The sequence below is a fragment of the Streptomyces sp. V1I1 genome, assembly GCF_030817355.1.
Taxonomy (GTDB): domain Bacteria; phylum Actinomycetota; class Actinomycetes; order Streptomycetales; family Streptomycetaceae; genus Streptomyces.
Map to the genome: position 1 here is coordinate 6,137,920 of NZ_JAUSZH010000001.1, position 21,193 is coordinate 6,159,112.

The window sequence follows — 21,193 nt, forward strand, 5'->3', positions numbered from 1 at the left end:
TGGGATGGGTCACTGGTTTTACCGCAACATCGTCGAGCCGGGGAAGCTCCCGATGCTGCTCGCGCTGGCCTCCTTCATCATCACCTTCCTGGCGACCCGTACGATCACCCGGCTGATCAGGGCGGGCAGAGGGCCGTTCAAGAACGTCACGCCCGGCGGCATGCACATCCACCATGTGGTCCCCGGCGTCATCCTGACCGTGATCGGCGGCTTCGGGGCGGTCGGCAGCGCCCGGCACGGCCCCTCCGCGGCGGCCTGCGCGATCATCTTCGGGATCGGCGCGGGCCTCGTACTCGACGAGTTCGCGCTCATCCTCCATCTCGACGACGTCTACTGGACCGAGCAGGGCCGTCAGAGCGTGGAGGTCGTGGTGCTCGCCGCGGCCCTGGCGCTGCTGGTCCTCAGCGGCTTCGCACCGCTCGGCGTCAATCAGATGACCCCCGACGAACGCCAGGACCGCGTCTCGCTGATCGCGACACTGGTGATCAACTTCCTCCTTGTGCTCGTCGTGCTCGTCAAGGGCAAGCCACGGATGGCCCTCATCAGCGTTCTGGTGCCGTTCGTGGCGCTCTTCGGGGCGGTACGGCTGGCCCGGCCGGGTTCTCCCTGGGCCCGCCGCTTCTACCGCAAGCGGCCCAAGGCCCGCGCCAGGGCCCGGCTGCGCTCCTTCCGCCACGACCGCCGCTGGGACCGGCCACGGCGCAGGTTTCAGGACCTGATCGGCGGCGCCCCCGACCGGCTGCCGGCGCGCAAACGCTGACGCCTGAGCCGCCGCCGGCGCAGCGCCGAGAGCACGCACACCACGAGCACCGCCGCGATCGCCGCCAGATGTTCCTTGCCCGCGAGGTTGTCCTTGACCAGCACCTCGACGACCATCGACACGATCACCAGGGCCGCCGTGAGCCAGGCCCTGAAACGCCAGCAGACGAAGAGCGCGAGGCCGACGACCGCCGCGGACGGGCCGGTGTCGACGACCTGCGCGTCGGCGGCGGGCAGCCCGAAGAAGCCGTCGGGGCCGAGCGCGATGCCGATCCGTGCGGACGTCGTCCCGGCCAGCGTCGACACGTACGCGATCACCAGCGTCCGCCACCGCCCCAGAGTGATCTCCGCGATCCCGAACACCAGCAGCACCTGCGCCAGCGCACCCCACACCGGCAGATCCAGCGCCGGTACGAACAGCGACAGCGGGGTGCGCAGCAGGGCCACCCAGAGCGGGTCCTCGGCCTTGACGAAGCCGATGTCGTGGACCGGGCGGAAGCCCCAGGACTGGTTCTGCACCAGCTGGAAGAGCGCCGTGAGGCAGACCGCCCCGAGCGTCATCGGAACGGCCCGCCACTTCCCGGTGACGAGCGCCTTCCGCAGGGTCGCGTAGAGCGGCCCCCACTCGCGGCGCGCGAAGGCGCGCACCGTGTTCAACGCTTGGTCTCCAGATGTCTGCGGTGCATCCACTTGGGCAGCCCGGGCGCCTCCAGGAAGCCCTCGGCGCGGCCCGCCGCGAGGCCGATGCGCAGCAGGTCGGCGCTCTTCTCGAAGAGCATGAAACGGGGCTCCCAGATGGGTCGGTACTTGGCGTTCGCGCGGTAGAGGGACTCGATCTGCCACCAGCGGGAGAAGAAGCTGAGGAGCGAGCGCCACAGCCTCAGCACCGGTCCCGCGCCGAGCTTCGAGCCGCGTTCGAAGACCGACCTGAACATCGCGAAGTTCAACGACACCTGTGTGATCCCGATCTCCTCGGCGCGCTGCAGGAGTTCGATGACCATGAACTCCATCAGGCCGTTCTCGGAGTCCCGGTCACGCCGCATCAGATCGAGCGAGAGCCCCTCGGGCCCCCACGGCACAAAGCTCAGCACCGCCCGCAACTCGCCCTCGCCATCCGTGCATTCGAGCATCACGCAGCGGCCGTCCGCGGGATCGCCGAGCCGCCCCAGCGCCATCGAGAAGCCGCGCTCGGTGGCTCCGTCGCGCCAGTCGTCCGCGCGCCCGAGCAGTACGTCCATCTCCTCCGGCGGGATCTCCTCGTGGCGGCGGATCCGTACCTCGTACCCGGCGCGATTGACCCGGTTGTAGGCCTGGCGCACGGTCCGCATCGCGCGCCCGTCCAGGGTGAACTCGTCGGTCTCGACGATCGCCTCGTCGCCCAGCTCCAGCGCGTCCAGGCCGTGCCGCGCATAGATGGTGCCCGCCTCCTCGCTCGCCCCCATCACGGCCGGGATCCAGCCGTGTTCACGCGCCTCGGCCAGCCAGAGGTCGATCGCGCCGGGCCAGGCCTCCGGGTCGCCGATCGGGTCGCCGGACGCGAGCGAGACCCCGCCCACCACGCGGTAGGCGACGGCGGCCTTCCCGCTCGGGGACCAGACGACGCTCTTCTCGCGGCGCAGCGCGAAGTAGCCGAGCGAGTCCCGGTCGCCGTGGCGTGCGAGAAGCGCGCGCAGCCTCTCCTCGTCGCCGTCGGTGAGCGGGTCGACGGCCCGGCGGGAGCGGAACGCCGCGTACAGCACGGCGAGCAGCAGCAGGGTGGAGAGGACGTTGATGGTGACGTTGACCCAGCCGGGTGTGCTGATCCCGGCGAAGGGGGAGTCGTCGGCGGCCAGCGACACCAGCCGCATCACGCCGTAACGCCAGCGCTCCAGGAAGGCGGAGTGGCCGGCCGAGGTGTTGGTGACGGTGACGAGTATCGCGGCGAGCAGCGAGGTGACGAGCAGCCCGCCGACCGCGACGGCCGCGGCCAGCTTGGCGTTGGTGCGGTCGCCCTTGGCGTAGAACTCCCGCCGCCCGAGCACCAGGGCCAGCACGAAGGCGGACGTCAGGACGAGCGAGATCCAGTTCTGCGCGTGCTCACGGACGTCCGGGTCGACGGCGATCGCGAGGACGAAGAGCAGCAGAAAGAGCCCGGCCAGTACGGAGTTGAGGATCCAGGCGGCCCGCTTGCGGCGGCGCATGGTGATCGCCAGGAAGAGGGTGAACGCGCCGGACGCGAAGCCCGCCGTGAGCAGATACGGCGTGAAGTAGTCATCGATGTTGTGCCGCCGAAGATCCTGGCCGAAGGAGACCCAGACGGCGCTCAGGAGATTGACGAACGTCACGGCGCGCAGATACCAGACGGCGAATGCCGCGCTGCGCCGTGAGCTGACGGTGCTTCGGCCCGTGCTCCGGCTCGTACCCGTACCCGTCGTACTTGGACTGCTACCAGTACTCGTACGTGTACCCGGGCTCGCCTCTTCGGTGGACAAACGGACCTCTCCCATGAAACGCGATGATATGGGGCATCACGCGTCATAGTGGGCGAGGATGCGGCCGCCCCGTCGGGGGCGGCCGCACCGGCCCGTCAGTCCGTGTCGCTCTCCACCGGCTCCGTACGCTCCGGCAGTTCGGCCGCGAGCGCGGCCGATGCCTGGACGAGGGGGAGCGCGAGCAATGCCCCGGTTCCTTCCCCCACAGTGACGCCATGATCGAGCAGCGGGTTGAGCGCCATGCGGTCGAGCGCCTTCGTCTGCGCCGGTTCGCCGCTCAGCTGGCCCGCCAGCCACCAGTCCGGCGCGCGGAACGCCGCACGCTGCCCGACCAGCGCACACGCCGCCGATACGACTCCGTCGAGGAGCACCGGCATCCGGCGTACGGCGCTCTGGAGCAGGAAACCCGTCGTCGCGGCCAGATCCGCGCCGCCCACCGCCGCCAGCAGCTCCAGCTGATCGCCGAGCACCGGCCGGGCGCGCCGCAGCGCGTCACGGACCGCCGCGCACTTGCGCATCCAGGCCAGATCGTCGATGCCCGCGCCGCCGCGGCCGGTCACCACCGAGGCGTCCGTGCCGCACAGCGCGGCGATCAGCGTCGAGGCGGGCGTGGTGCCGCCGACGCTCAGATCGCCGAGTACGACCAGGTCGGTGCCGGAGTCGGCCTCCTCGTCGGCGATCGCCATGCCCAGGCGTACGGCCGCCTCGGTCTCCTCGATCGTCAGCGCGTCCTCGATGTCGATACGTCCGCTGCCGCGCCGCACCCGGTGGCGTACCACCTCGTCCGGCAGCAGCCCCGGGTCGCAGTCGAGCCCCGCGTCGACGATCCGCACCGGCACGCCCATCCGGCGGGCCAGCACGGCGACCGGGCTCGCGCCCTCCAGCGTGGCGCGCACCAGCTCGTGCGCGGAGCCGGACTCCCGGCCGGAGACGCCCAGTTCGGCCACCCCGTGATCACCGGCGAACAGCACCACGCGCGGCCGCTCGATCGCCTTGACCGGCACGGAGGCCTGCGCGGCCGAGAGCCACTCGCCCAGCTCGTCGAGCCGGCCGAGGGCGCCGGGCGGGACGGTCAGCCGCTCCCGGCGTTCCTCGGCGTCACGTCGCATACCGCTGTCGGGGCGCTCGATCAGGTCGGAGAAGTCGTCGAGATTCAGCCTGCTCATTCGCTGAACAGTACCGGCAGCGGTGGCGCGGCACGGCAGCGCCTGTCAGCTGCGCAGCACGAGGGCCTGGCCTGCGACGACCAGCAGAACGTGCTCGCACTCGGCGGCGAAGGCGGCGTTGAGGCGGCCCAGTTCGTCGCGGAAGCGGCGCCCGGAGGCGGTGGCCGGCACGACGCCGCTGCCGACCTCGTTGGTCACCGCGACGACGGTGCGCGTGGTCTGGCGTACGGAGGCGACGAGTTCGGCGACCCGCTCGTGCAGCGCGCGCTCGCCGTCCGCCGCCCAGGTGGCGTCGTCCCAGGCGCCCACCCGGTCCATCGCGTCGGTCAGCCACAGCGAGAGGCAGTCGATCAGCACCGGCGGCCCCTCCTCGGCGAGGACGGGTACGAGATCGCAGGTCTCGCTCGTACGCCAGGAGGCCGGGCGCCGCTCGCGGTGCAGGGAGACCCGGTCGGCCCACTCGGCGTCCCCTTCGCGCTGGCCGCTCGTCGCGACGTACAGCACCTCGGGGAAGGTCTCCAGCCTGCGCTCGGCCTCCAGGGACTTGCCCGAGCGGGCGCCGCCGGTGACGAGGGTGCGGCGGGGGATGTCGGGAACGGCGTGGTACTCGCCGACGATCAGCGTCGTCCCGTCCGGTACGGCCCGCGCGCCCGCGGCGGCGAGCCGCCGGCCCAGCTCGGGGCGGCCGCCGGTGACGTCGTGGTCGATGTGCACGGCAATGATGTCGGTGGTCGCGCCGATCGCGCCGGTGGCGCGCAGCCGGGCGATCGCGTCGGGCCGTCCGATCACATCGGCGACGACCATCTCGTATGCCGCGCGTCCCTCCGCGAGGCCCGCGGGCGAGCCGCCCGGCGGAAGGTAGAGCAGCCGCTCGCCCTCCGGGGACGTCACCTCGTACCCCGTGCCCGGCTGATCCATCGGGACGGCCCGCACCCGGTGCCCGCTGATCAGCGTCAGCTCCTGCCCGTCCGGCACCCGCCCGGCCGCGGGCAGCCCGGCGGGCAGATCCACGGCGGGCCCGTTGTGCGGATGCGTGAGCAGCACCTGCCGTACGCCGACGAGCGAATGCCCGGCCCGCGCGGCGGCGAGGGCGGCGCCCGGGGTGAGGTCGAGCAGCAGGGCCCCGTCCACGAGCAACGCGGTGGCGGCCCGCGCGGACGCCCCGCGCGCGGTGGCGCAGGCGGCGCACGGACAGTCGGGCCGGGGGAGTCCGGCGGGGGCGCCGGTGCCGAGCAAAGTGAGTTCCACGCTCACGATCCTCCCGCGTCACCGCGGGGCGTGCGCGCCCGGCTACGCTGCGGGCAGGAAAGAGATCACTGGTGGACCTTGGGAGGCGGACATGGCATGGACGTGGCGGTTCGAGAAGTCCGACGGATCGGAGGTCCAACCGGCGGTGCAGCCGGAGGAGTTCACGACGCAGGGCGACGCGGAGTCGTGGATCGGTGAGGTCTGGAAGGACTTGCTGGAGGGCGGCGCGGAACAGGTGGTGCTGTCGGAGGACGGCACGAAGGTGTACGGGCCGATGAGCCTGCGGGCGAACGAGTCGTAGGGGGCACCTGGGCGCCTCGGCTTGGGCGTCGCGGGGGCCGCGGGGTGCGGGTCGTGGGCGGTCCCGGGTGTCCGGGGCCGCCCTCCCGCTCTCCCCGCCCCGCAGATACGTCACCCTCACCGCGCCGACGCCAGGAACTGTGTCGCCGCCAGCTCCCCGTACAGCGGATCCGCCGCCACCAGCTCGCCGTGCGTGCCCACCGCCCGTACCTTCCCCGCGTCCATCACCACGATCCGGTCCGCCAGCGTCACCGTCGACAGCCGGTGTGCCACCACCAGCACCGTCACATCCCGGGCCACCTCCGCGACCACATCGCGCAGCGCCATCTCATTGACCGCGTCCAGCTGCGAGGTCGCCTCGTCCAGGAGCAGCAGCCGTGGCCGCCGCAGGAGCGCACGGGCGATCGCGACCCGCTGCCGCTCGCCGCCCGAGAGCTTTGAGCCGCGGTGCCCGACCACCGTCTCCAGGCCGTCCGGCAGCCGCTCCACGACCGCGTCGAGCCTGGTCCGTACGAGCACGTCCCGGATCTGCTCTTCGCTCGCGTCCGGCGCGGCGAAGACCAGGTTCTCCCGCACCGTCCCCGCCAGCACCGGAGCGTCCTGCTCGACATAGCCGATCGCGGCGCGCAGATCGGCCAGCGGCCAGTCCCTTACGTCCCTGCCGTCGACGAGGATCCGCCCGCCACTTGCCTCGTAGAACCGCTCGATCAGTCCGAAGACGGTCGTCTTGCCCGCCCCGGACGGGCCGACGAAGGCCGTCATCCCGGCGCCGGGAACCTCGAAGGAGACTCCGTGATGGACGTACGGAAGATCGTCGCGGTAGCGGAAGGTGACGTCCTCGAAGACCACCGACGCCGGTCCCGTGCCCGCGTCCCCCCGCGGCGTCGTCAGGGTCTCCGTCTCCAGCCGCTCCGCCTCCACGATCCGCGCGATCGCCGCCGAGCCCACCTGGTACTGCGAGGCCGCCTCCACGAGCCTCGACACCGGGTCGATCAGATAGAAGAGGAAGAGCAGGAAGGCCACCAGCGTGGATACGGAGATCGCGCCGGAGGCGACCCGCGCCCCGCCGATCCCCAGCACCGCCAGAAACGACACCTGTACGGCCAGGCCCACCGACGACCAGGCCGCCGACTGCCACTTCGCGGACCGTATGCCGTGCCGCCACGCCTCCCGCGCAGCCTTCGACACGACCGCCGTCTCGCGCTCCTCGGCCCCCGACGCCTTGACCGTACGGAAGGCTCCGAAGGCCCGCTCCAGCACGGTGGAGATCTCGCCGACCGCCTCCTGCGAACGCTGCGTCGCCTGCGCGATCTTCGGCATCAGCAGCCCGACACAGCCGCCGATCAGCACGATCACGCCCAGCGTGACGCCGAGCAGCACCGGGTCCATCAGGCCCATCATCACGATCGTGGCGACAAAGGCGAGCCCGCCGGTCGCCGCCGAGACGATCGACTGGGTGGTCACCGCACGCAGCAGCGTGGTGTCCGAGGTGACCCGGGACATCAGATCGCCGGGCTGGGTCCGCTCCACCTCCGGCAGCCGCAGCCGCAGCAGCCGCCCGATCAGGGTGCGGCGGGCGGCCAGCACCACGGACTCGGCGGTGCGCTCCAGGATGTACGCGCCGACCGCCTCGATCGCCGTGCCGAGCACCACCAGCGCGGTGAGCAGCGCCAGGATCCCGGTGATGGACTGATCGTCGCCGAGCCGGTCGACCAGGGTCTTGGCGGCGAGCGGCTGGGCGAGACCGGTGACTGTGCCGACCAGGGTGAGGGAGGCGCCGAGCGCGACGACCCAGCGGTGCGGGCGGAAATGCGCGTACAACGCCCGCCAGGTCTCCCGGGCGGGCAGTCTGACGGGCGGCTTCTCGACGCCAGTGGCGTCTGCGGTCTCTGCGGTCTCTGCGGACTGTGTGGCGTCTGCGGTGTCTGTGGTGTCTGCGGTGTCTGCGGTTTTCCCGGCGGCCTCTGCGGTGGTCACCTCAGTGAAGACGCGAAGACCCCCGGAACACCTGAGCGGTTGCCCGAATCAGCCGCGCACGCCGCACAGATGCAGCAGGGCCGCGACCCGGCGGTACGGATCCGTGCGCCCCGCCCGGTCCTCCGCGGCCAGCAGCCGCTCCAACTCGTCGGCGGCGGGCAGTTCGGTCTCGTTCGGCACGTTGTCGGTGAAGACCCGCACCCCATACCAGGCGTGCAGCGGCGCCGCGATCCCCGCCAGCGTCGCCGTCAGCGCGTCGAGCCGGTCCGCCCGCACCGCAAGCCCGAGCCGGTTGGTGTACGTGCCCGAGTCGAAAGCGGTCAGTGCCCCGGGCCAGTCTCCGGCCAGCCCCGGCCGCATGGCCAGCGCGTCCCCGTTCCGTACGAGCAGGGAGAGCAGGCCCCCGGGCGCCAGCATCCTGGCCAGTCCCGCGAGCATCGCGTCCGGTTCCTGGACATACATCAGCACCCCGTGGCAGAGCACCACGTCGAAGCTGCCGGGCAGGAAGTGCACGCCGGTGTCCCGGCCGTCGCCCTCGATCAGCCGGACCCGTTCACGGATCCCGGCCGGCTCGGTGATGAGCGACTCACGGGCCGCCTTCAGCATCTCGGCATCGGACTCCAGACCGGTCACCGTGTGTCCGGCCCGCGCCAGGCGCAGCGCCTGGGTGCCCTGGCCCATGCCGACGTCGAGGATCCGCAGCCGCTGCCCGACGGGGTAGCGGGCGGCTATCTGCTCATCGAGCTGACGGGCGACGAGCTCTTGGCGGACGGTGTTGCGCAGCGCCCCGAGCCCACTGAGCCAGCTGGCCGCAGCGCCCTGGAAACCGACCGTGCTCAGGGCCGCTCTCCGCGCTTGACCTGCGGCTTCGGCAGACGCAGTCGGCGCATCTGGAGCGTACGCATCAGGCCGTATGCGACGGCGCCGCGCCTGGGCTCGTTCGGGAACCGCTCGTTCAGCTGCTTCTTCAGACGGAACACCAGACCGACCGAGTCGACGATGATCAGGACGATCACGCCGAGCCAGAGCAGCAGAGCGATGTTCTGCAGGGAGCCCACCCGGACCATGCTCAGGACCAGGATCACCACCGCGAGCGGCAGGAAGAACTCCGCGATGCAGAAGCGCGAGTCGACGAAGTCGCGAACGAACCGGCGGACAGGTCCCTTGTCACGGGCCGGCAGATAGCGCTCGTCGCCACTCGCGAGTGCCTCCCGCTGCCTGGCCAGATCCGTGCGGCGGGCCTCCCGCTGGCGCTTCATCGCCTCCTTGCGGTCGGCCGGCGCGCTGGAGGCACGGCGGCGCTGGGTCTGGGCCTCACTCCGCTTGGGCGTGGGGCGGCCCTTCGGGGCCTCGGGGTCGCGGGGCTGCTTGGAGAGGTCCAGCGGCACCTTGTCGGTGGGGGACTTCTCTTCCTTGGAACGGCTACCAAACACAAAGCCCAAGGGTACGGGGTGGAACGCATCGACCCAACGCCGGTGGGGAACGATCCCGCAACACCGAGCGTCTGTAGGGGACAGAAGCCCGGCGGAAGCCGGACAGAGCGGACGTTGCCCAAGGTTTCCCTGACGGCCACCTACTCCTTGCGCCGGATCGGAGCCCTGAGCACTCGTCCTTGGGGAGGAGCGCATCCGCGCTCGAACAGTGCGGTAATAGATGCAGGGCCCGTACTGTGGGTTCTGTTGGAGTGCTGAAGCTGAGTCCGTCAGAAGGGGGCGCGCGAAGCCCATGAGCGGTGTCATGAAGCGTATGGGGATGATCTTCCGCGCGAAGGCAAACAAGGCCCTTGACAGGGCCGAGGATCCGCGCGAGACCCTCGATTACTCGTACCAGAAGCAGCTGGAACTGCTGCAGAAGGTGCGCCGCGGAGTCGCCGACGTGGCGACCTCCCGTAAGCGGCTCGAGCTGCAGCTGAACCAGTTGCAGGGACAGTCGACCAAGCTGGAGGACCAGGGCCGCAAGGCACTGGCGCTCGGCCGCGAGGACCTGGCCCGTGAGGCGCTGTCCCGCCGTGCCGCGCTCCAGCAGCAGGTCACCGACCTGGAGACGCAGCACCAGACGCTGCAGGGCGAGGAGGAGAAGCTCACTCTCGCCGCCCAGCGGCTTCAGGCCAAGGTCGACGCCTTCCGTACGAAGAAGGAGACCATCAAGGCCACCTACACCGCGGCCCAGGCCCAGACCCGGATCGGCGAGGCCTTCTCCGGCATCTCCGAGGAGATGGGCGACGTCGGCCTGGCGATCCAGCGGGCCGAGGACAAGACCGCCCAGCTGCAGGCCCGGGCCGGCGCGATCGACGAGCTGCTCGCCTCCGGCGCCCTGGACGACCCGTCCGGGATGGCCAAGGACGACATCGCCGCCGAGCTGGACCGCATCTCCGGTGGTACTGATGTAGAGCTGGAACTGCAGCGGATGAAGGCCGAGCTCGCGGGCGGCTCGACCCCGAAGCAGGCCATCGAAGGCGGCACGACCGATCAGCAGGACGCTGCTCCGCAGCAGAACACCCCGCACAAGTTCGACAAGCAGTAGGGACTCGTCATGATCGTACGGATCATGGGGGAGGGGCAGCTGAAGCTGGCGGACAGCCACTTCAGCGAGCTGAACAAGCTGGACGACGAGCTGCTGGCCGAGATGGAGAGCGGCGACGGCCCCGGCTTTCGCCAGACGCTCCACGCGCTCCTGGAGAAGGTCCGCGAGCTCGGCGAGCCGCTGCCGGACGACTCCCTGGAGCCGTCCGAGCTGATCCTCCCGGCTCCGGACGCGACTCTCGAGGACGTACGGCAGTTGCTCGGCGACGACGGCCTGATCCCTGGCTGACACTCGCACTCCAACAGACAGCGGCGCCCCGCTCCGGCCGGTCCGGAACGGGGCGCCGTTGTGTGTCCGCCGCTCCCTGGGAAGTACACGGCCGTCGCGACACGCCGTACCGTTGCTGGATGTGACCTTTACTGCCACCGGGTTCGCCCGCACCCAGCGCTGGCTCCGTGCGCATCCGCTGGCGTTCGACGGCGCCCTAGCCGTGGCGGTACTGCTCTGCATGCTCGTCGGCTCCTTCGCCGACCCGAACGGACCGCACGGTCCGCAGTTCGGGAGCCGTACCCCCGAACTGCGCAGTGTGGTGCTGATGGTCCTGGTCTCCGGCGCCCTCGTCTTCCGCCGGCGCAACCCGATGGCCGTCCTCGTGTTCACCACCACGGTCTCCGTCGTCGAGCTGGTCGCGGGCGATCCGGCCGCCCCGGTCGCGATGAGCGCCGTGATCGCGCTCTACACCGTCGCCTCCCGCACAGACCGGCCCACCACCTGGCGGGTCGGCCTGCTGACCATGGCCGTGCTGACCGGCGCCGCGACGTTCTTCGGCTCGACCCCCTGGTACACGCAGGAGAACCTCGGCATCTTCGCCTGGACCGGCATGGCGGGGGCAGCGGGAGACGCCGTACGCAGCCGCCGTGCCTTCGTCGACGCGATACGGGAGCGGGCCGAGCGCGCCGAGCGCACCCGCGAGGAGGAGGCCCGCCGCCGGGTCGCCGAGGAGCGGCTGCGGATCGCCCGCGACCTCCACGATGTCGTCGCGCACCACATCGCCCTGGTCAATGTGCAGGCAGGCGTCGCCGCCCATGTCATGGACAGACGTCCCGACCAGGCCAAGGAAGCCCTCGCGCATGTACGGGAGGCCAGCCGCTCTGCGCTGAACGAACTGCGTGCCACGGTCGGCCTGCTCCGCCAGTCCGGCGACCCGGAGGCCCCCACCGAACCTGCCCCCGGCCTCGATGTGCTCGACGAGCTGGTCATCACCTTCCGGCAGGCCGGTCTGCCGGTCGAAGTGGCCCGCGCCGACGACGGCGTCCGGCTGCCCGCTGCCGTCGACCTCGCCGCGTACCGGATCATCCAGGAGGCGCTGACCAATGTGCAGAAGCACGCGGGCTCGGACGCGAAGGCCGAGGTGAGCGTGATCCGGGTCGGCCCGACCCTGGAGGTCACCGTGCTGGACAACGGCGCGGAGGCGGACGGGCCGAAGGACGGCGGCGGCCACGGTCTGCTCGGCATGCGCGAGCGCGTCACCGCACTCGGCGGCGCCCTCACGGCCGGGCCCCGCCACGGCGGCGGCTTCCGTGTACAGGCGATACTTCCCCTCAAGGCACGTTCGGGGGAGGACAGATGACGATCAGGGTGCTGCTCGCCGACGACCAGACACTGTTGCGCAGCGCGTTCCGGGTCCTGGTGGACTCCGAGCCCGACATGGAAGTGGTCGGGGAGGCCGCGGACGGTGCCGAAGCGGTCACCCTAGCCCGCTCCGCCAAGGCCGATGTCGTCCTGATGGACATCCGGATGCCCGGTACGGACGGTCTCGCCGCGACCCGCATGATCAGCGCGGACCCGGAGCTCACCCATGTACGCGTCGTCATGCTCACCACCTTCGAGGTGGACGAGTACGTGGTGCAGTCGCTGCGGGCCGGGGCCTCGGGCTTCCTCGGCAAGGGCGCCGAACCGGACGAGCTCCTCAACGCCATCCGTATCGCCGCGGCGGGCGAGGCGCTGCTGTCCCCGGTCGCGACCAAAGGGTTGATCGCCAAGTTCCTTGCGCAGGGCGGCACTTCGGACGAAGGGCCGGAGTCCCAGGCGTACTCCGAGCGGCTCGACGCGCTCACCGGGCGCGAGCGGGAAGTCCTCGTCCTGGTCGCCGGCGGCCACTCCAACGACGAGATCGCCGAGCGGCTCGAAGTCAGCCCGCTGACCGTCAAGACCCATGTGAACCGGGCGATGGCGAAACTGGGCGCCCGTGACCGCGCCCAACTCGTGGTCACTGCGTACGAATCGGGCCTGGTACGCCCAAGGGTGGAGTGAGCCGGCGGCTCGGCGTACTCCAGCTGCGGTATGCGCGAGATAAGGAACTGGACCTGCGGTCGAGGGGTGAGCCCCTTCGGATGGCTGATCGTATAAGCAGGGGCCGCCGAACATGCCCTCCTGCCTCGTAAGCCACAGAAGAGAGACCCTATGTCCTGGCTGGCCAAATTCAGCCTGTCGCAACGGGCCTTGATCGGTCTGATGTCCATCGTCGCGATCGTCTTCGGAGCGATCGCCATCCCGCAGCTCAAGCAGCAGCTGCTGCCCTCCATCGAGCTCCCGATGGTGTCGGTGCTCGCCCCCTACCAGGGCGCGTCTCCCGATGTGGTCGAGAAGCAGGTCGTCGAACCGCTCGAGAGCACGCTCAAGGCCGTCGACGGAATCAAGAGCATCACCTCCACGGCGAGCGAGGGCAACGCCGTGATCATGGCCGGCTTCGAGTACGGGGACGGCACCAAGCAGCTCGTCGCCGACGTGCAGCAGGCCGTGAACCGGGCCCGCACCCAGCTCCCAGGAGATGTCGACCCGCAGGTCGTCGCCGGTTCGACGGACGACATCCCGACCGTCGTCCTCGCCGTCACCTCCGGCAAGGACCAGCAGGCACTCGCCGACCAGCTGGAGCGCACCGTCGTACCGGCGCTCGAGGAGATCGACGGCGTCGGCCAGGTCTCCATCGACGGCGTCCAGGACTTGCAGGTCTCCGTCACCCCCGACGACAAGAAGCTCGCGGCGGCCGGCCTGAACACCATGGCGCTCGCCGAGGCGCTGAAGGCGGGCGGCGCGACCATGCCGGCCGGCTCCTTCGCCGAGGACGGCAAGAGCCGCACGGTCCAGGTCGGCGGCGGCTTCACCACGCTGAAGCAGATCGAGGACCTGCGGATCGCGCCGACGCCGCCCGCGGACGGCAAGCCCGTACGTCTCGGTGACGTCGCCACGGTCAAGCAGGCGCCGTCGACCGCGGTCTCTCTGACGCGTACGAACGGCAAGCCGAGCCTCGCCGTCCTCGCCACCATGGACAACGACGGCAGCGCCGTCGCCATCTCCGACGCGGTCCGGGACAAGCTGCCCGGACTGCGCAAGGACCTGGGCTCCGGCGCCGAGCTGACCGTCGTCTCCGACCAGGGCCCGGCGGTCTCCAAGTCGATCTCCGGTCTGACCACCGAGGGCGCGCTCGGCCTGCTCTTCGCGGTGATCGTGATCCTGGTCTTCCTGGCCTCGCTCCGCTCCACCCTCGTCACCGCGGTCTCCATCCCGCTGTCGGTCGTCCTCGCGCTGATCGTGCTGTGGACCCGCGACCTGTCGCTCAACATGCTCACGCTGGGCGCGCTGACCATCGCGATCGGCCGGGTCGTCGACGACTCGATCGTGGTCCTGGAGAACATCAAGCGGCACCTCGGCTACGGCGAGGAGCGGCAGAGCGCGATCATCACCGCGGTGAAGGAGGTCGCGGGCGCGGTCACCTCGTCCACCCTGACCACGGTCGCCGTCTTCCTGCCGATCGGCCTGACCGGCGGCATGATCGGCGAGCTGTTCGGCTCGTTCTCGCTGACCGTCACCGCGGCCCTGCTGGCCTCGCTGCTGGTGTCGCTGACCGTGGTGCCGGTGCTGTCGTTCTGGTTCCTGCGCGCGCCGAAGGCCGTTCGGGGCATCGACCCGGAGGAGGCCCGGCGCAAGGCGGAGGAGAAGGAGGCGCGCAGCCCGCTTCAGCGGCTGTACGTCCCGGTGCTGCGCTTCGCGACCCGGCGTCGCCTGACCAGTGTCGCGCTCGCGATCGTCATCCTGGTCGGCACCTTCGGCATGGCCCCGCTGCTCAAGACCAACTTCTTCGACCAGGGCGAGCAGGAGGTCATGTCGGTCAAGCAGGAGCTGGCCCCCGGTACCAGCCTGGAGGCGGCCGACGCCTCCGCGAAGAAGGTCGAGAAGGTCCTCGACGGCCTCGACGAGATCAAGGACTACCAGGTCACCGTCGGCTCCTCCGGCTTCATGGCGGCCTTCGGCGGCGGTACGGGCGCGAACCAGGCGTCGTACCAGCTGACCCTGAAGGACGCGGCTTCGTACGAGAAGACCCGTGACCGCATCGACGAGGAGCTCGGCAAGCTCGACGGCATCGGCGACACGACGATCGCGGCGGGCGACGGCTTCGGCAGCCAGGACCTGAGCGTCGTGGTGAAGGCGTCCGACGCGGACACGCTGAAGAAGGCGTCGGAGGCGGTACGGGCCGAGGTGGCGAAGCTCGACGACGTCACCGACGTACAGAGCGACCTGGCGCAGAGCATCCCGCGGATCTCGGTCAAGGCGAACGCGAAGGCGGCGGACGCGGGCTTCAACGAGACGACGCTGGGTCTGGCCGTCGGCCAGGCAGTGCGCGGCACCCCGTCGGGCAAGGCGATCCTGGACGACACCGAGCGCGACGTCGTGATCACCTCGGCGGAGCCGGCGCGGACGCTGGCGCAGCTGCGGGCGCTGCCCCTGGGCCCGGTGAAGCTCGGCGACATCGCGGACGTGAAGCTGGTGCCGGGACCGGTCTCGATGACCCGGATCGACGGCTCGCGGGCCGCGACGATCTCGGCGAAGCCGACGGGCGACAACACGGGCGCGGTCAGCGCCTCGCTGCAGAGCAAGCTGAAGTCCGTCGACCTGCCGGAGGGCGCGACGGCCTCCATCGGCGGTGTCTCGGAGGACCAGGACGAGGCGTTCGCCTCGCTGGGGCTCGCGATGCTGGCGGCGATCGCGATCGTGTTCATGCTGCTTGTGACGACGTTCCGCTCGCTGATCCAGCCGCTGATCCTGCTGGTCTCGATCCCGTTCGCCGCGACCGGCGCCCTGGGGCTGCTCATCGCCACCGGCACCCCGATGGGTGTCCCGGCGATGATCGGCATGCTGATGCTCATCGGCATCGTGGTCACCAACGCGATCGTGCTGATCGACCTGATCAACCAGTACCGCTCGCGGGGCCTGGGTGTGGTGGAAGCGGTCATCGAGGGCGGCCGCCACCGGCTGCGCCCGATCCTGATGACGGCGCTCGCGACGATCTTCGCGCTGCTCCCGATGGCACTGGGCGTCACGGGCGAGGGCGGCTTCATCGCCAAGCCGCTGGCGGTGGTGGTGATCGGCGGTCTGATCACCTCGACGCTGCTGACCCTGCTGCTGGTGCCGACGCTGTACGCGATGGTGGAGCTGCGGAAGGAGCGCCGCGCGAAGAAGAAGGCGGCGAAGCGCCTGAAGACGTCGGGAGGTGAGCCCACCGCGACCCCGAAGGACGCGGAGGAGCCGGCCCCGGCCAACGCATAACGCTTTACGCCGGCCGCCCGGCCCGGACCCCTTCGGGGGCCCGGGCCGGGCGGCCGGTTTGTGAGGCGGAGGCGCGGGGCCCCGGGGCAGGTGCCCAGGCTCAGCCCAGGGACTTGTGCAGCACGATGCACGGGCGGCCGTGCTCGACGTCCTTGCGGCGGGCCAGCTCCCGCCAGCCCTGGGACTTCCAGAAGCGCAGCGCCGGCTCGTGGTTCTCCAGAACCGCGAGGCGCAGCCCCTCTCGGCCCTCGTTGCGGAAGCGTTGTTCCGTCATGTCGGCCAGCGCGTGGCCGATGCCCTTGCGGTGCAGGTCGCCGTGGATCATCAGCATGCCGATCCAGGGCAGGCCGTCCACCGGATGGCGGTCGAGCAGGGACAGGATCCCGTTGAGCCGGCCCTGTGGATCCCGGGCGAGCAGGATCTCGGCGCCCTCCATGCCGGCCTCCTTGCGCAGGTCCGCCTCCACCCGGTCGGCGCGGATGTTCTCGGGGTCGTACTCACCCGCAGCCCGCCAGTACTCCGGATTGCTCGCGTACAGGTCCACCACCTCGGCGATCTCCCGAGGGGAGAACCGCAGGGGGGAAAGAAAGAACGTGGACATGCGGGTCAGGGTATACAGACGCCACGATGGGCTTGTCGGCCTGCCGCACCTGTAAGGAGCCCCGCATGGCGACGTATGTGCTCATCCCCGGTGCCGACGGTCGCGCCTGGTACTGGCACCGAGTCGTGCCGATGCTGCGCGAACGGGGGCACGCTGTCATCGCCGTCGACCTGCCGAGCGACAACACCGCCGGCCTCGCCGAGCACGTCGACGCCGTCATCGGCGCGATCGGTGACAAGGCCTCCGCACCCGGCCTCGTCCTCGTCGCCCAGTCCCTCGCCGGCTTCATCGCCCCCTTGGTCTGCGAGCGCACCCCCGTCGAGCAGCTGATCCTCGTCAACCCCATGATCCCGGCCCCCGGCGAGACCGCGGGGGAGTGGTGGGACAACACCGGCCGTGCCGAGGCCGCCAGGGCCTTCGCGGCCGAGGAGGGGCGCGACCCCAACGCCGGATTCGACCTGGTCGTCGACTTCTTCCACGACGTACCGCAGGACGTCACCGACGAGGCGATGTCTGCCGAGGCGTCCGGCCCCGCGGAAGCCCTGTTCACCGAGCCGTGGCCCCTCCAGACCTGGCCGGACGTCCCCACCCGCTTGCTCCAGGCACGCGACGACCGGTTCTTCCCGCTCTCGTTCCAGCGGCGTGTCGCCGCGGAGCGCCTGGACGGCGTCCCCGTCGAGGACCTGCCCGGCGGGCACCTTGTCGCGCTGAGCCATCCGGTAGAGCTGGCCGACCTGATCTGCCGCACCGAGGCCTCGCCCTAGCCGGGGAGGCGTCGTCTCGTAGGGGCCGAAGCGATACAAAGGGGCGCCCCGGTCGACACGACCGCGGCGCCCCCCATCCCCCTCGGTGGTACGTCCTACGGCAGCGCGAGCATCCGCTCCAGCGCCAGCTTCGCGAAGCTCTCCGTCTCCTTGTCGACCTGGATCCGGTTCACCAGATTGCCCTCCGCCAGCGACTCCAGCGTCCACACCAGGTGCGGCAGGTCGATGCGGTTCATCGTCGAGCAGAAGCAGACCGTCTTGTCGAGGAAAACGATCTCCTTGTCGGGGTGCGCGTTCGCGACCCGGCGGACCAGGTTGAGCTCGGTGCCGATCGCCCACTTGGAGCCGGCCGGGGCCGCCTGAAGCGTCTTGATGATGTACTCCGTCGACCCGACGTAGTCCGCGGCGCTCACGACCTCGTGCTTGCACTCCGGGTGCACCAGGACGTTCACGCCCTCAATCCGCTCCCGCACATCGTTGACCGAGTCCAGCGAGAAGCGACCGTGCACCGAGCAGTGCCCGCGCCACAGGATCATCTTGGCGTTCCGCAGCTGCTCGACGGTCAGTCCGCCATTCGGCTTGTGCGGGTTGTAGAGGACGCAGTCGTCGAGCGACATGCCCATGTCCCGTACGGCGGTGTTCCGTCCGAGGTGCTGGTCAGGCAGGAACAGCACCTTCTCGCCCTGCTCGAAGGCCCAGTCCAGTGCGCGCTTCGCGTTCGACGAGGTGCAGATCGTCCCGCCGTGCTTGCCGGTGAAGGCCTTGATGTCCGCGGAGGAGTTCATGTACGAAACGGGCACGACCTGCTCGGCTATGCCGGCCTCGGTCAGCACGTCCCAGCACTCCGCGACCTGCTCGGCCGTCGCCATGTCGGCCATCGAGCAGCCGGCGGCCAGGTCGGGCAGCACTACCTTCTGGTCGTCGGAGGTCAGGATGTCCGCGGACTCGGCCATGAAGTGCACACCGCAGAAGACGATGTACTCGGCCTCCGGCCGCGCCGCGGCGTCCTTGGCAAGCTTGAAGGAGTCCCCGGTGACGTCGGCGAACTGGATGACCTCGTCACGCTGGTAGTGGTGGCCGAGGACGAAGACCTTGTCCCCGAGCTTCTCCTTGGCTGCGCGGGCGCGCTCCACCAGGTCCGGGTCGGACGGGGACGGCAGGTCGCCGGGGCACTCGACACCGCGCTCGCTCCTGGGGTCGGCTTCGCGGCCGAGCAGCAGCAGGGCGAGCGGCGTCGGCTGGACGTCGAGCTCCGGGCGGGCTTGGGCGGTGGTCACGACACGCACCCTTTCTCTTCTGCAGACAGACCTTCTCGTCTATTTGACGCTATCTATCATAACCCCTTCACGTCACTTTGACGATGGCGATAGCGTCGATGTGACGCACCCCCCGTCCACAGGTCAGTGTCCCTTCGCGATCCGGTGTGCGAGCATGAAAGGGAACAACATGCCCTCGGTCCGGAATGAATCCGCGGCCACGCCGGTTGCAAACGTCGGCAAGCAGTCTCCGTACAACCCGGGAGAGAAGCAGATGTCCGTATCGGACGAGACCACCACCGTGAGCGACGGCATCCTCCTGTCCGACGCCGCCGCTGCCAAGGTGAAGGCCCTGCTGGACCAGGAAGGCCGGGAGGACCTTGCGCTGCGTGTCGCCGTTCAGCCCGGCGGCTGCTCCGGCCTGCGTTACCAGCTGTTCTTCGACGAGCGTTCGCTCGACGGCGATGTCGTCAAGGACTTCGGAGGCGTCAAGGTCGTCACCGACCGGATGAGCGCCCCGTACCTCGGTGGCGCGTCCATCGACTTCGTGGACACGATCGAGAAGCAGGGCTTCACGATCGACAACCCGAATGCGACCGGGTCCTGCGCCTGCGGCGACTCCTTCAGCTAAAGCTGCGCACGCACGAAGGCGGCGGCCCCTGAAAATCAGGGCCGCCGCCTTCGTCATGACCCAGGCGCTACTTCAGCGGGACAGCCTCACCCGTCGCCGCGTCCACGACCTTCCGGTCGCCCAGCGGCTTGTCCAGCGTCACCTTCTCCGTCAGCTCCTTGGCGATCATGATGCAGACGCGCTTCGGATCCGGGTTCGACTCGGTGATCGTCACCTTCACCTGACTCCCGCTCTCGCTCGCCTTCGCCGCGTAGTCGCTGCACACCCCGCCCCAGAACGTCAGGCTCAGCGTCCGTCCGTCCCGCCCGTCCACGCTGTACGACAGGACACGCCTCTCGGACGGCGCCACGGGATCCTGCGGCGGCTCGGTCGGCTTGATGTCCTTCTGCGGCGTGGCCCCCTTCAGATACTTCGGGTCCACCGCGGGCTGCGTGACCGTGAACGGCTGGGCGCCGCCATTGGGCTTCACCTCGAAAAGCCACGACGGTACGAGCGCCTGCTGCCCGTCCACGTACTGCGCGGCCAGCCCGAAAACCGCCTTGCTGACAGTCAGCCGCTCGGGGCCGGCCGGCTTACCCTTGGGCTCGCACGGCGCCTCGGGCTTCTGGTCGCCCTCCAGCGGCACCGGCGTGGCGCAGCCGCCGATCCCGATCGTGCCGCTGTCCCGGCCGGCCTTGTTCAGCTGCTTCAGCGTCTCCTCCGCAGAGAGCACCGGATACTCGTCGCTCTTCACGGGCTTCTTCAACTGCCCGCTGCCACCGACCACTTGACCGTCCGCGCCGACCTGGATCCCGGTCGACCAGCCGTACGTCGGCAGCCCGCCGACAACCGGGTCGGCGTTCACCACCCGTACCGCGCCCATCAGTTGGCGGGCGTCCAGCTCGGCGTCGCTCTGCCCGAGTGCGTTCAGTACGGGGGCCGCGGCCTTCTTCGCGGCCGCCTCGCTCACCGGCGCGGTGCGGGCCGTGCTCTCGCCCGTCGTCCCCATGTCGGCACGGGACGGACAGACATCGACCTTCTTGCAGTTGTCACCGCCCGGCGAAGCCCCGAACCTGGCGAACGTCCAGGTGCCCGGCGCCTGCTTGTTGACCTGCAGCAGCGGGCCTGCGCCGTCCTTGTCCGTCCCGATCTTCCAGTCCGGGCCGGCCGGCCGCGGTGTGCCCGGCACCCCGAGCGCCTTCGCCAGCGCCCTCACCTCGGCTGCGGTGACAGCACCCCTCGTACGGTGGACGGCTGCCTTGTCGGGACCGTCCGGAAGCTTGCCCTCGGCCCGGTAGACGATCCCGCCACCCGAGGGGTCGGGCTCACCGGGTGCGATGCCGGGGCTGCCGGTGGAGGTGTCCAGGGAAAGCAGCGGCGGCTTCGCGTCGCGCTGCGCGCCGCTCTTGGCGTTCGTGCCGCCGTCGCTGCCGCCGAAGCCGGATGTGGCGAAGTACGCACCGCCGCCACCCGCGACCAGCACCGCCGCCGCCACCGAGGCGACGGCGAGCGGGGAACGCCGGCGGCGGGGGCTGTCGTGCGTGTTCTCCGTGCTGCTCACCGCATCGCTCCTTGTCTCGTGTCCCCGCTGTACGGGGGCACGGATGGGACGGAGCGGGGGAGCGCACGGTTCCCTTGTGCGCCCTCAGTCGTCGACCCTCAGCCACTGACGGCCTTCGGCCGTCAGTGGTCGATCGTCAGTCGCCGTAGTCGGACATCGCGTCGATCAGCCGGGCGGACGAGGCGGGCACGACGACACCGTGGATACGGGACGGCGGCACCGGCGCGGGCACGGCGGCCGCGGGCACCACCCAGTGCGGAGCCATTCGCGCGCAGTCGCCGCGCAGCAGGTCCAGGCTGATCTCGGACTCCCGCGACTCGCGCGGGGCGATGGGCTTCGTCATATCCGCACCG

General features: G+C 70.5%; 20 protein-coding genes. 9 read left to right on the forward strand and 11 right to left on the reverse strand.

Going from position 1 to position 21,193, the window contains the following annotated elements:
- The first annotated feature begins 4 nt into the window (after positions 1–4).
- Positions 5–760 carry a hypothetical protein gene (locus QFZ67_RS28755; RefSeq protein ID WP_307663953.1) on the forward strand — a complete coding sequence of 252 codons (756 nt, stop codon included), beginning with the start codon at positions 5–7 and terminating at the stop codon, positions 758–760.
- Here QFZ67_RS28755 and QFZ67_RS28760 read toward each other — a convergent pair.
- The 4 genes from QFZ67_RS28760 to QFZ67_RS28775 all read right to left on the reverse strand — a co-directional run bounded on the left by QFZ67_RS28760 (position 709) and on the right by QFZ67_RS28775 (position 5,644).
- Complete coding sequence (locus QFZ67_RS28760; protein WP_307663954.1) at positions 709–1,416, reverse strand: hypothetical protein; 708 nt, start codon at positions 1,414–1,416, stop codon at positions 709–711. The genes QFZ67_RS28755 and QFZ67_RS28760 overlap by 52 nt on opposite strands.
- On the reverse strand, positions 1,413–3,245 hold the full coding sequence (locus QFZ67_RS28765; protein ID WP_307663955.1) for a phosphatidylglycerol lysyltransferase domain-containing protein: 1,833 nt from the start codon (positions 3,243–3,245) through the stop codon (positions 1,413–1,415). Before QFZ67_RS28765 ends, QFZ67_RS28760 begins: the two co-directional genes overlap by 4 nt.
- Positions 3,246–3,325: 80 nt before the next feature.
- Entirely contained in the window at positions 3,326–4,396 is a 1,071-nt protein-coding gene (cobT, locus tag QFZ67_RS28770) for a nicotinate-nucleotide--dimethylbenzimidazole phosphoribosyltransferase (protein WP_307663956.1), read from the reverse strand.
- A 45-nt stretch (positions 4,397–4,441) separates the two neighbouring features.
- Positions 4,442–5,644, reverse strand: a complete 1,203-nt coding sequence (locus QFZ67_RS28775; protein ID WP_307663957.1) for a bifunctional adenosylcobinamide kinase/adenosylcobinamide-phosphate guanylyltransferase — start codon at positions 5,642–5,644, stop codon at positions 4,442–4,444.
- A gap of 91 nt (positions 5,645–5,735) precedes the next feature.
- Between QFZ67_RS28775 and QFZ67_RS28780 the strand changes: the two genes are divergently transcribed.
- On the forward strand, positions 5,736–5,945 hold the full coding sequence (locus QFZ67_RS28780) for a hypothetical protein (protein ID WP_307663958.1): 210 nt from the start codon (positions 5,736–5,738) through the stop codon (positions 5,943–5,945).
- Positions 5,946–6,061: 116 nt separating this feature from the next.
- On the opposite strand, the gene QFZ67_RS28785 is transcribed toward QFZ67_RS28780, so the two are convergent.
- The 3 genes from QFZ67_RS28785 to QFZ67_RS28795 all read right to left on the reverse strand — a co-directional run bounded on the left by QFZ67_RS28785 (position 6,062) and on the right by QFZ67_RS28795 (position 9,354).
- Entirely contained in the window at positions 6,062–7,792 is a 1,731-nt protein-coding gene (locus QFZ67_RS28785; protein ID WP_307666003.1) for an ABC transporter ATP-binding protein, read from the reverse strand.
- A 177-nt stretch (positions 7,793–7,969) separates the two neighbouring features.
- Entirely contained in the window at positions 7,970–8,704 is a 735-nt protein-coding gene (locus QFZ67_RS28790; protein ID WP_307666004.1) for a bifunctional 2-polyprenyl-6-hydroxyphenol methylase/3-demethylubiquinol 3-O-methyltransferase UbiG, read from the reverse strand.
- Positions 8,705–8,757: 53 nt separating this feature from the next.
- Entirely contained in the window at positions 8,758–9,354 is a 597-nt protein-coding gene (locus QFZ67_RS28795) for a DUF3043 domain-containing protein (RefSeq protein ID WP_307663959.1), read from the reverse strand.
- 304 nt (positions 9,355–9,658) lie between these two features.
- Here QFZ67_RS28795 and QFZ67_RS28800 point away from each other — a divergent pair, with 304 nt between their 5' ends.
- The 5 genes from QFZ67_RS28800 to QFZ67_RS28820 all read left to right on the forward strand — a co-directional run bounded on the left by QFZ67_RS28800 (position 9,659) and on the right by QFZ67_RS28820 (position 16,048).
- Positions 9,659–10,444 carry a PspA/IM30 family protein gene (locus tag QFZ67_RS28800; protein ID WP_307663960.1) on the forward strand — a complete coding sequence of 262 codons (786 nt, stop codon included), beginning with the start codon at positions 9,659–9,661 and terminating at the stop codon, positions 10,442–10,444.
- A gap of 9 nt (positions 10,445–10,453) precedes the next feature.
- Entirely contained in the window at positions 10,454–10,732 is a 279-nt protein-coding gene (locus tag QFZ67_RS28805) for a hypothetical protein (RefSeq protein ID WP_307663961.1), read from the forward strand.
- Between the two features lie 112 nt (positions 10,733–10,844).
- Positions 10,845–12,074, forward strand: a complete 1,230-nt coding sequence (locus QFZ67_RS28810; RefSeq protein WP_373430139.1) for a sensor histidine kinase — start codon at positions 10,845–10,847, stop codon at positions 12,072–12,074.
- The gene (locus QFZ67_RS28815) at positions 12,071–12,757 is read left to right on the forward strand and encodes a response regulator transcription factor (RefSeq protein WP_307663963.1); all 687 of its coding nucleotides are present in this window, start codon (positions 12,071–12,073) and stop codon (positions 12,755–12,757) included. Before QFZ67_RS28810 ends, QFZ67_RS28815 begins: the two co-directional genes overlap by 4 nt.
- A 150-nt stretch (positions 12,758–12,907) precedes the next feature.
- Entirely contained in the window at positions 12,908–16,048 is a 3,141-nt protein-coding gene (locus QFZ67_RS28820; protein WP_307663964.1) for an efflux RND transporter permease subunit, read from the forward strand.
- 100 nt (positions 16,049–16,148) lie between these two features.
- Here the strand turns inward: QFZ67_RS28820 and QFZ67_RS28825 are convergent, their stop codons facing one another.
- Complete coding sequence (locus QFZ67_RS28825; RefSeq protein WP_307663965.1) at positions 16,149–16,649, reverse strand: N-acetyltransferase; 501 nt, start codon at positions 16,647–16,649, stop codon at positions 16,149–16,151.
- Between the two features lie 65 nt (positions 16,650–16,714).
- On the opposite strand from QFZ67_RS28825, the gene QFZ67_RS28830 reads away from it, so the two are divergent.
- A complete protein-coding gene (locus QFZ67_RS28830; RefSeq protein WP_307663966.1) occupies positions 16,715–17,413 on the forward strand; it encodes an alpha/beta fold hydrolase in 699 nt (232 codons plus the stop codon).
- A 95-nt stretch (positions 17,414–17,508) separates the two neighbouring features.
- On the opposite strand, the gene nadA is transcribed toward QFZ67_RS28830, so the two are convergent.
- Positions 17,509–18,699: a quinolinate synthase NadA gene (gene nadA / locus QFZ67_RS28835; RefSeq protein ID WP_307663967.1), complete on the reverse strand. Its 1,191-nt coding sequence runs from the start codon at positions 18,697–18,699 to the stop codon at positions 17,509–17,511.
- A 244-nt stretch (positions 18,700–18,943) separates the two neighbouring features.
- Between nadA and QFZ67_RS28840 the strand changes: the two genes are divergently transcribed.
- Positions 18,944–19,300, forward strand: a complete 357-nt coding sequence (locus tag QFZ67_RS28840; protein ID WP_101387995.1) for an iron-sulfur cluster assembly accessory protein — start codon at positions 18,944–18,946, stop codon at positions 19,298–19,300.
- A 67-nt stretch (positions 19,301–19,367) separates the two neighbouring features.
- Here the strand turns inward: QFZ67_RS28840 and QFZ67_RS28845 are convergent, their stop codons facing one another.
- Together QFZ67_RS28845 and QFZ67_RS28850 are read right to left on the reverse strand one after the other, a co-directional pair.
- Positions 19,368–20,840, reverse strand: a complete 1,473-nt coding sequence (locus QFZ67_RS28845) for a hypothetical protein (protein ID WP_307663968.1) — start codon at positions 20,838–20,840, stop codon at positions 19,368–19,370.
- A gap of 136 nt (positions 20,841–20,976) precedes the next feature.
- The gene (locus QFZ67_RS28850; RefSeq protein ID WP_307663969.1) at positions 20,977–21,183 is read right to left on the reverse strand and encodes a hypothetical protein; all 207 of its coding nucleotides are present in this window, start codon (positions 21,181–21,183) and stop codon (positions 20,977–20,979) included.
- Between the last annotated feature and the right edge of the window lie 10 nt (positions 21,184–21,193).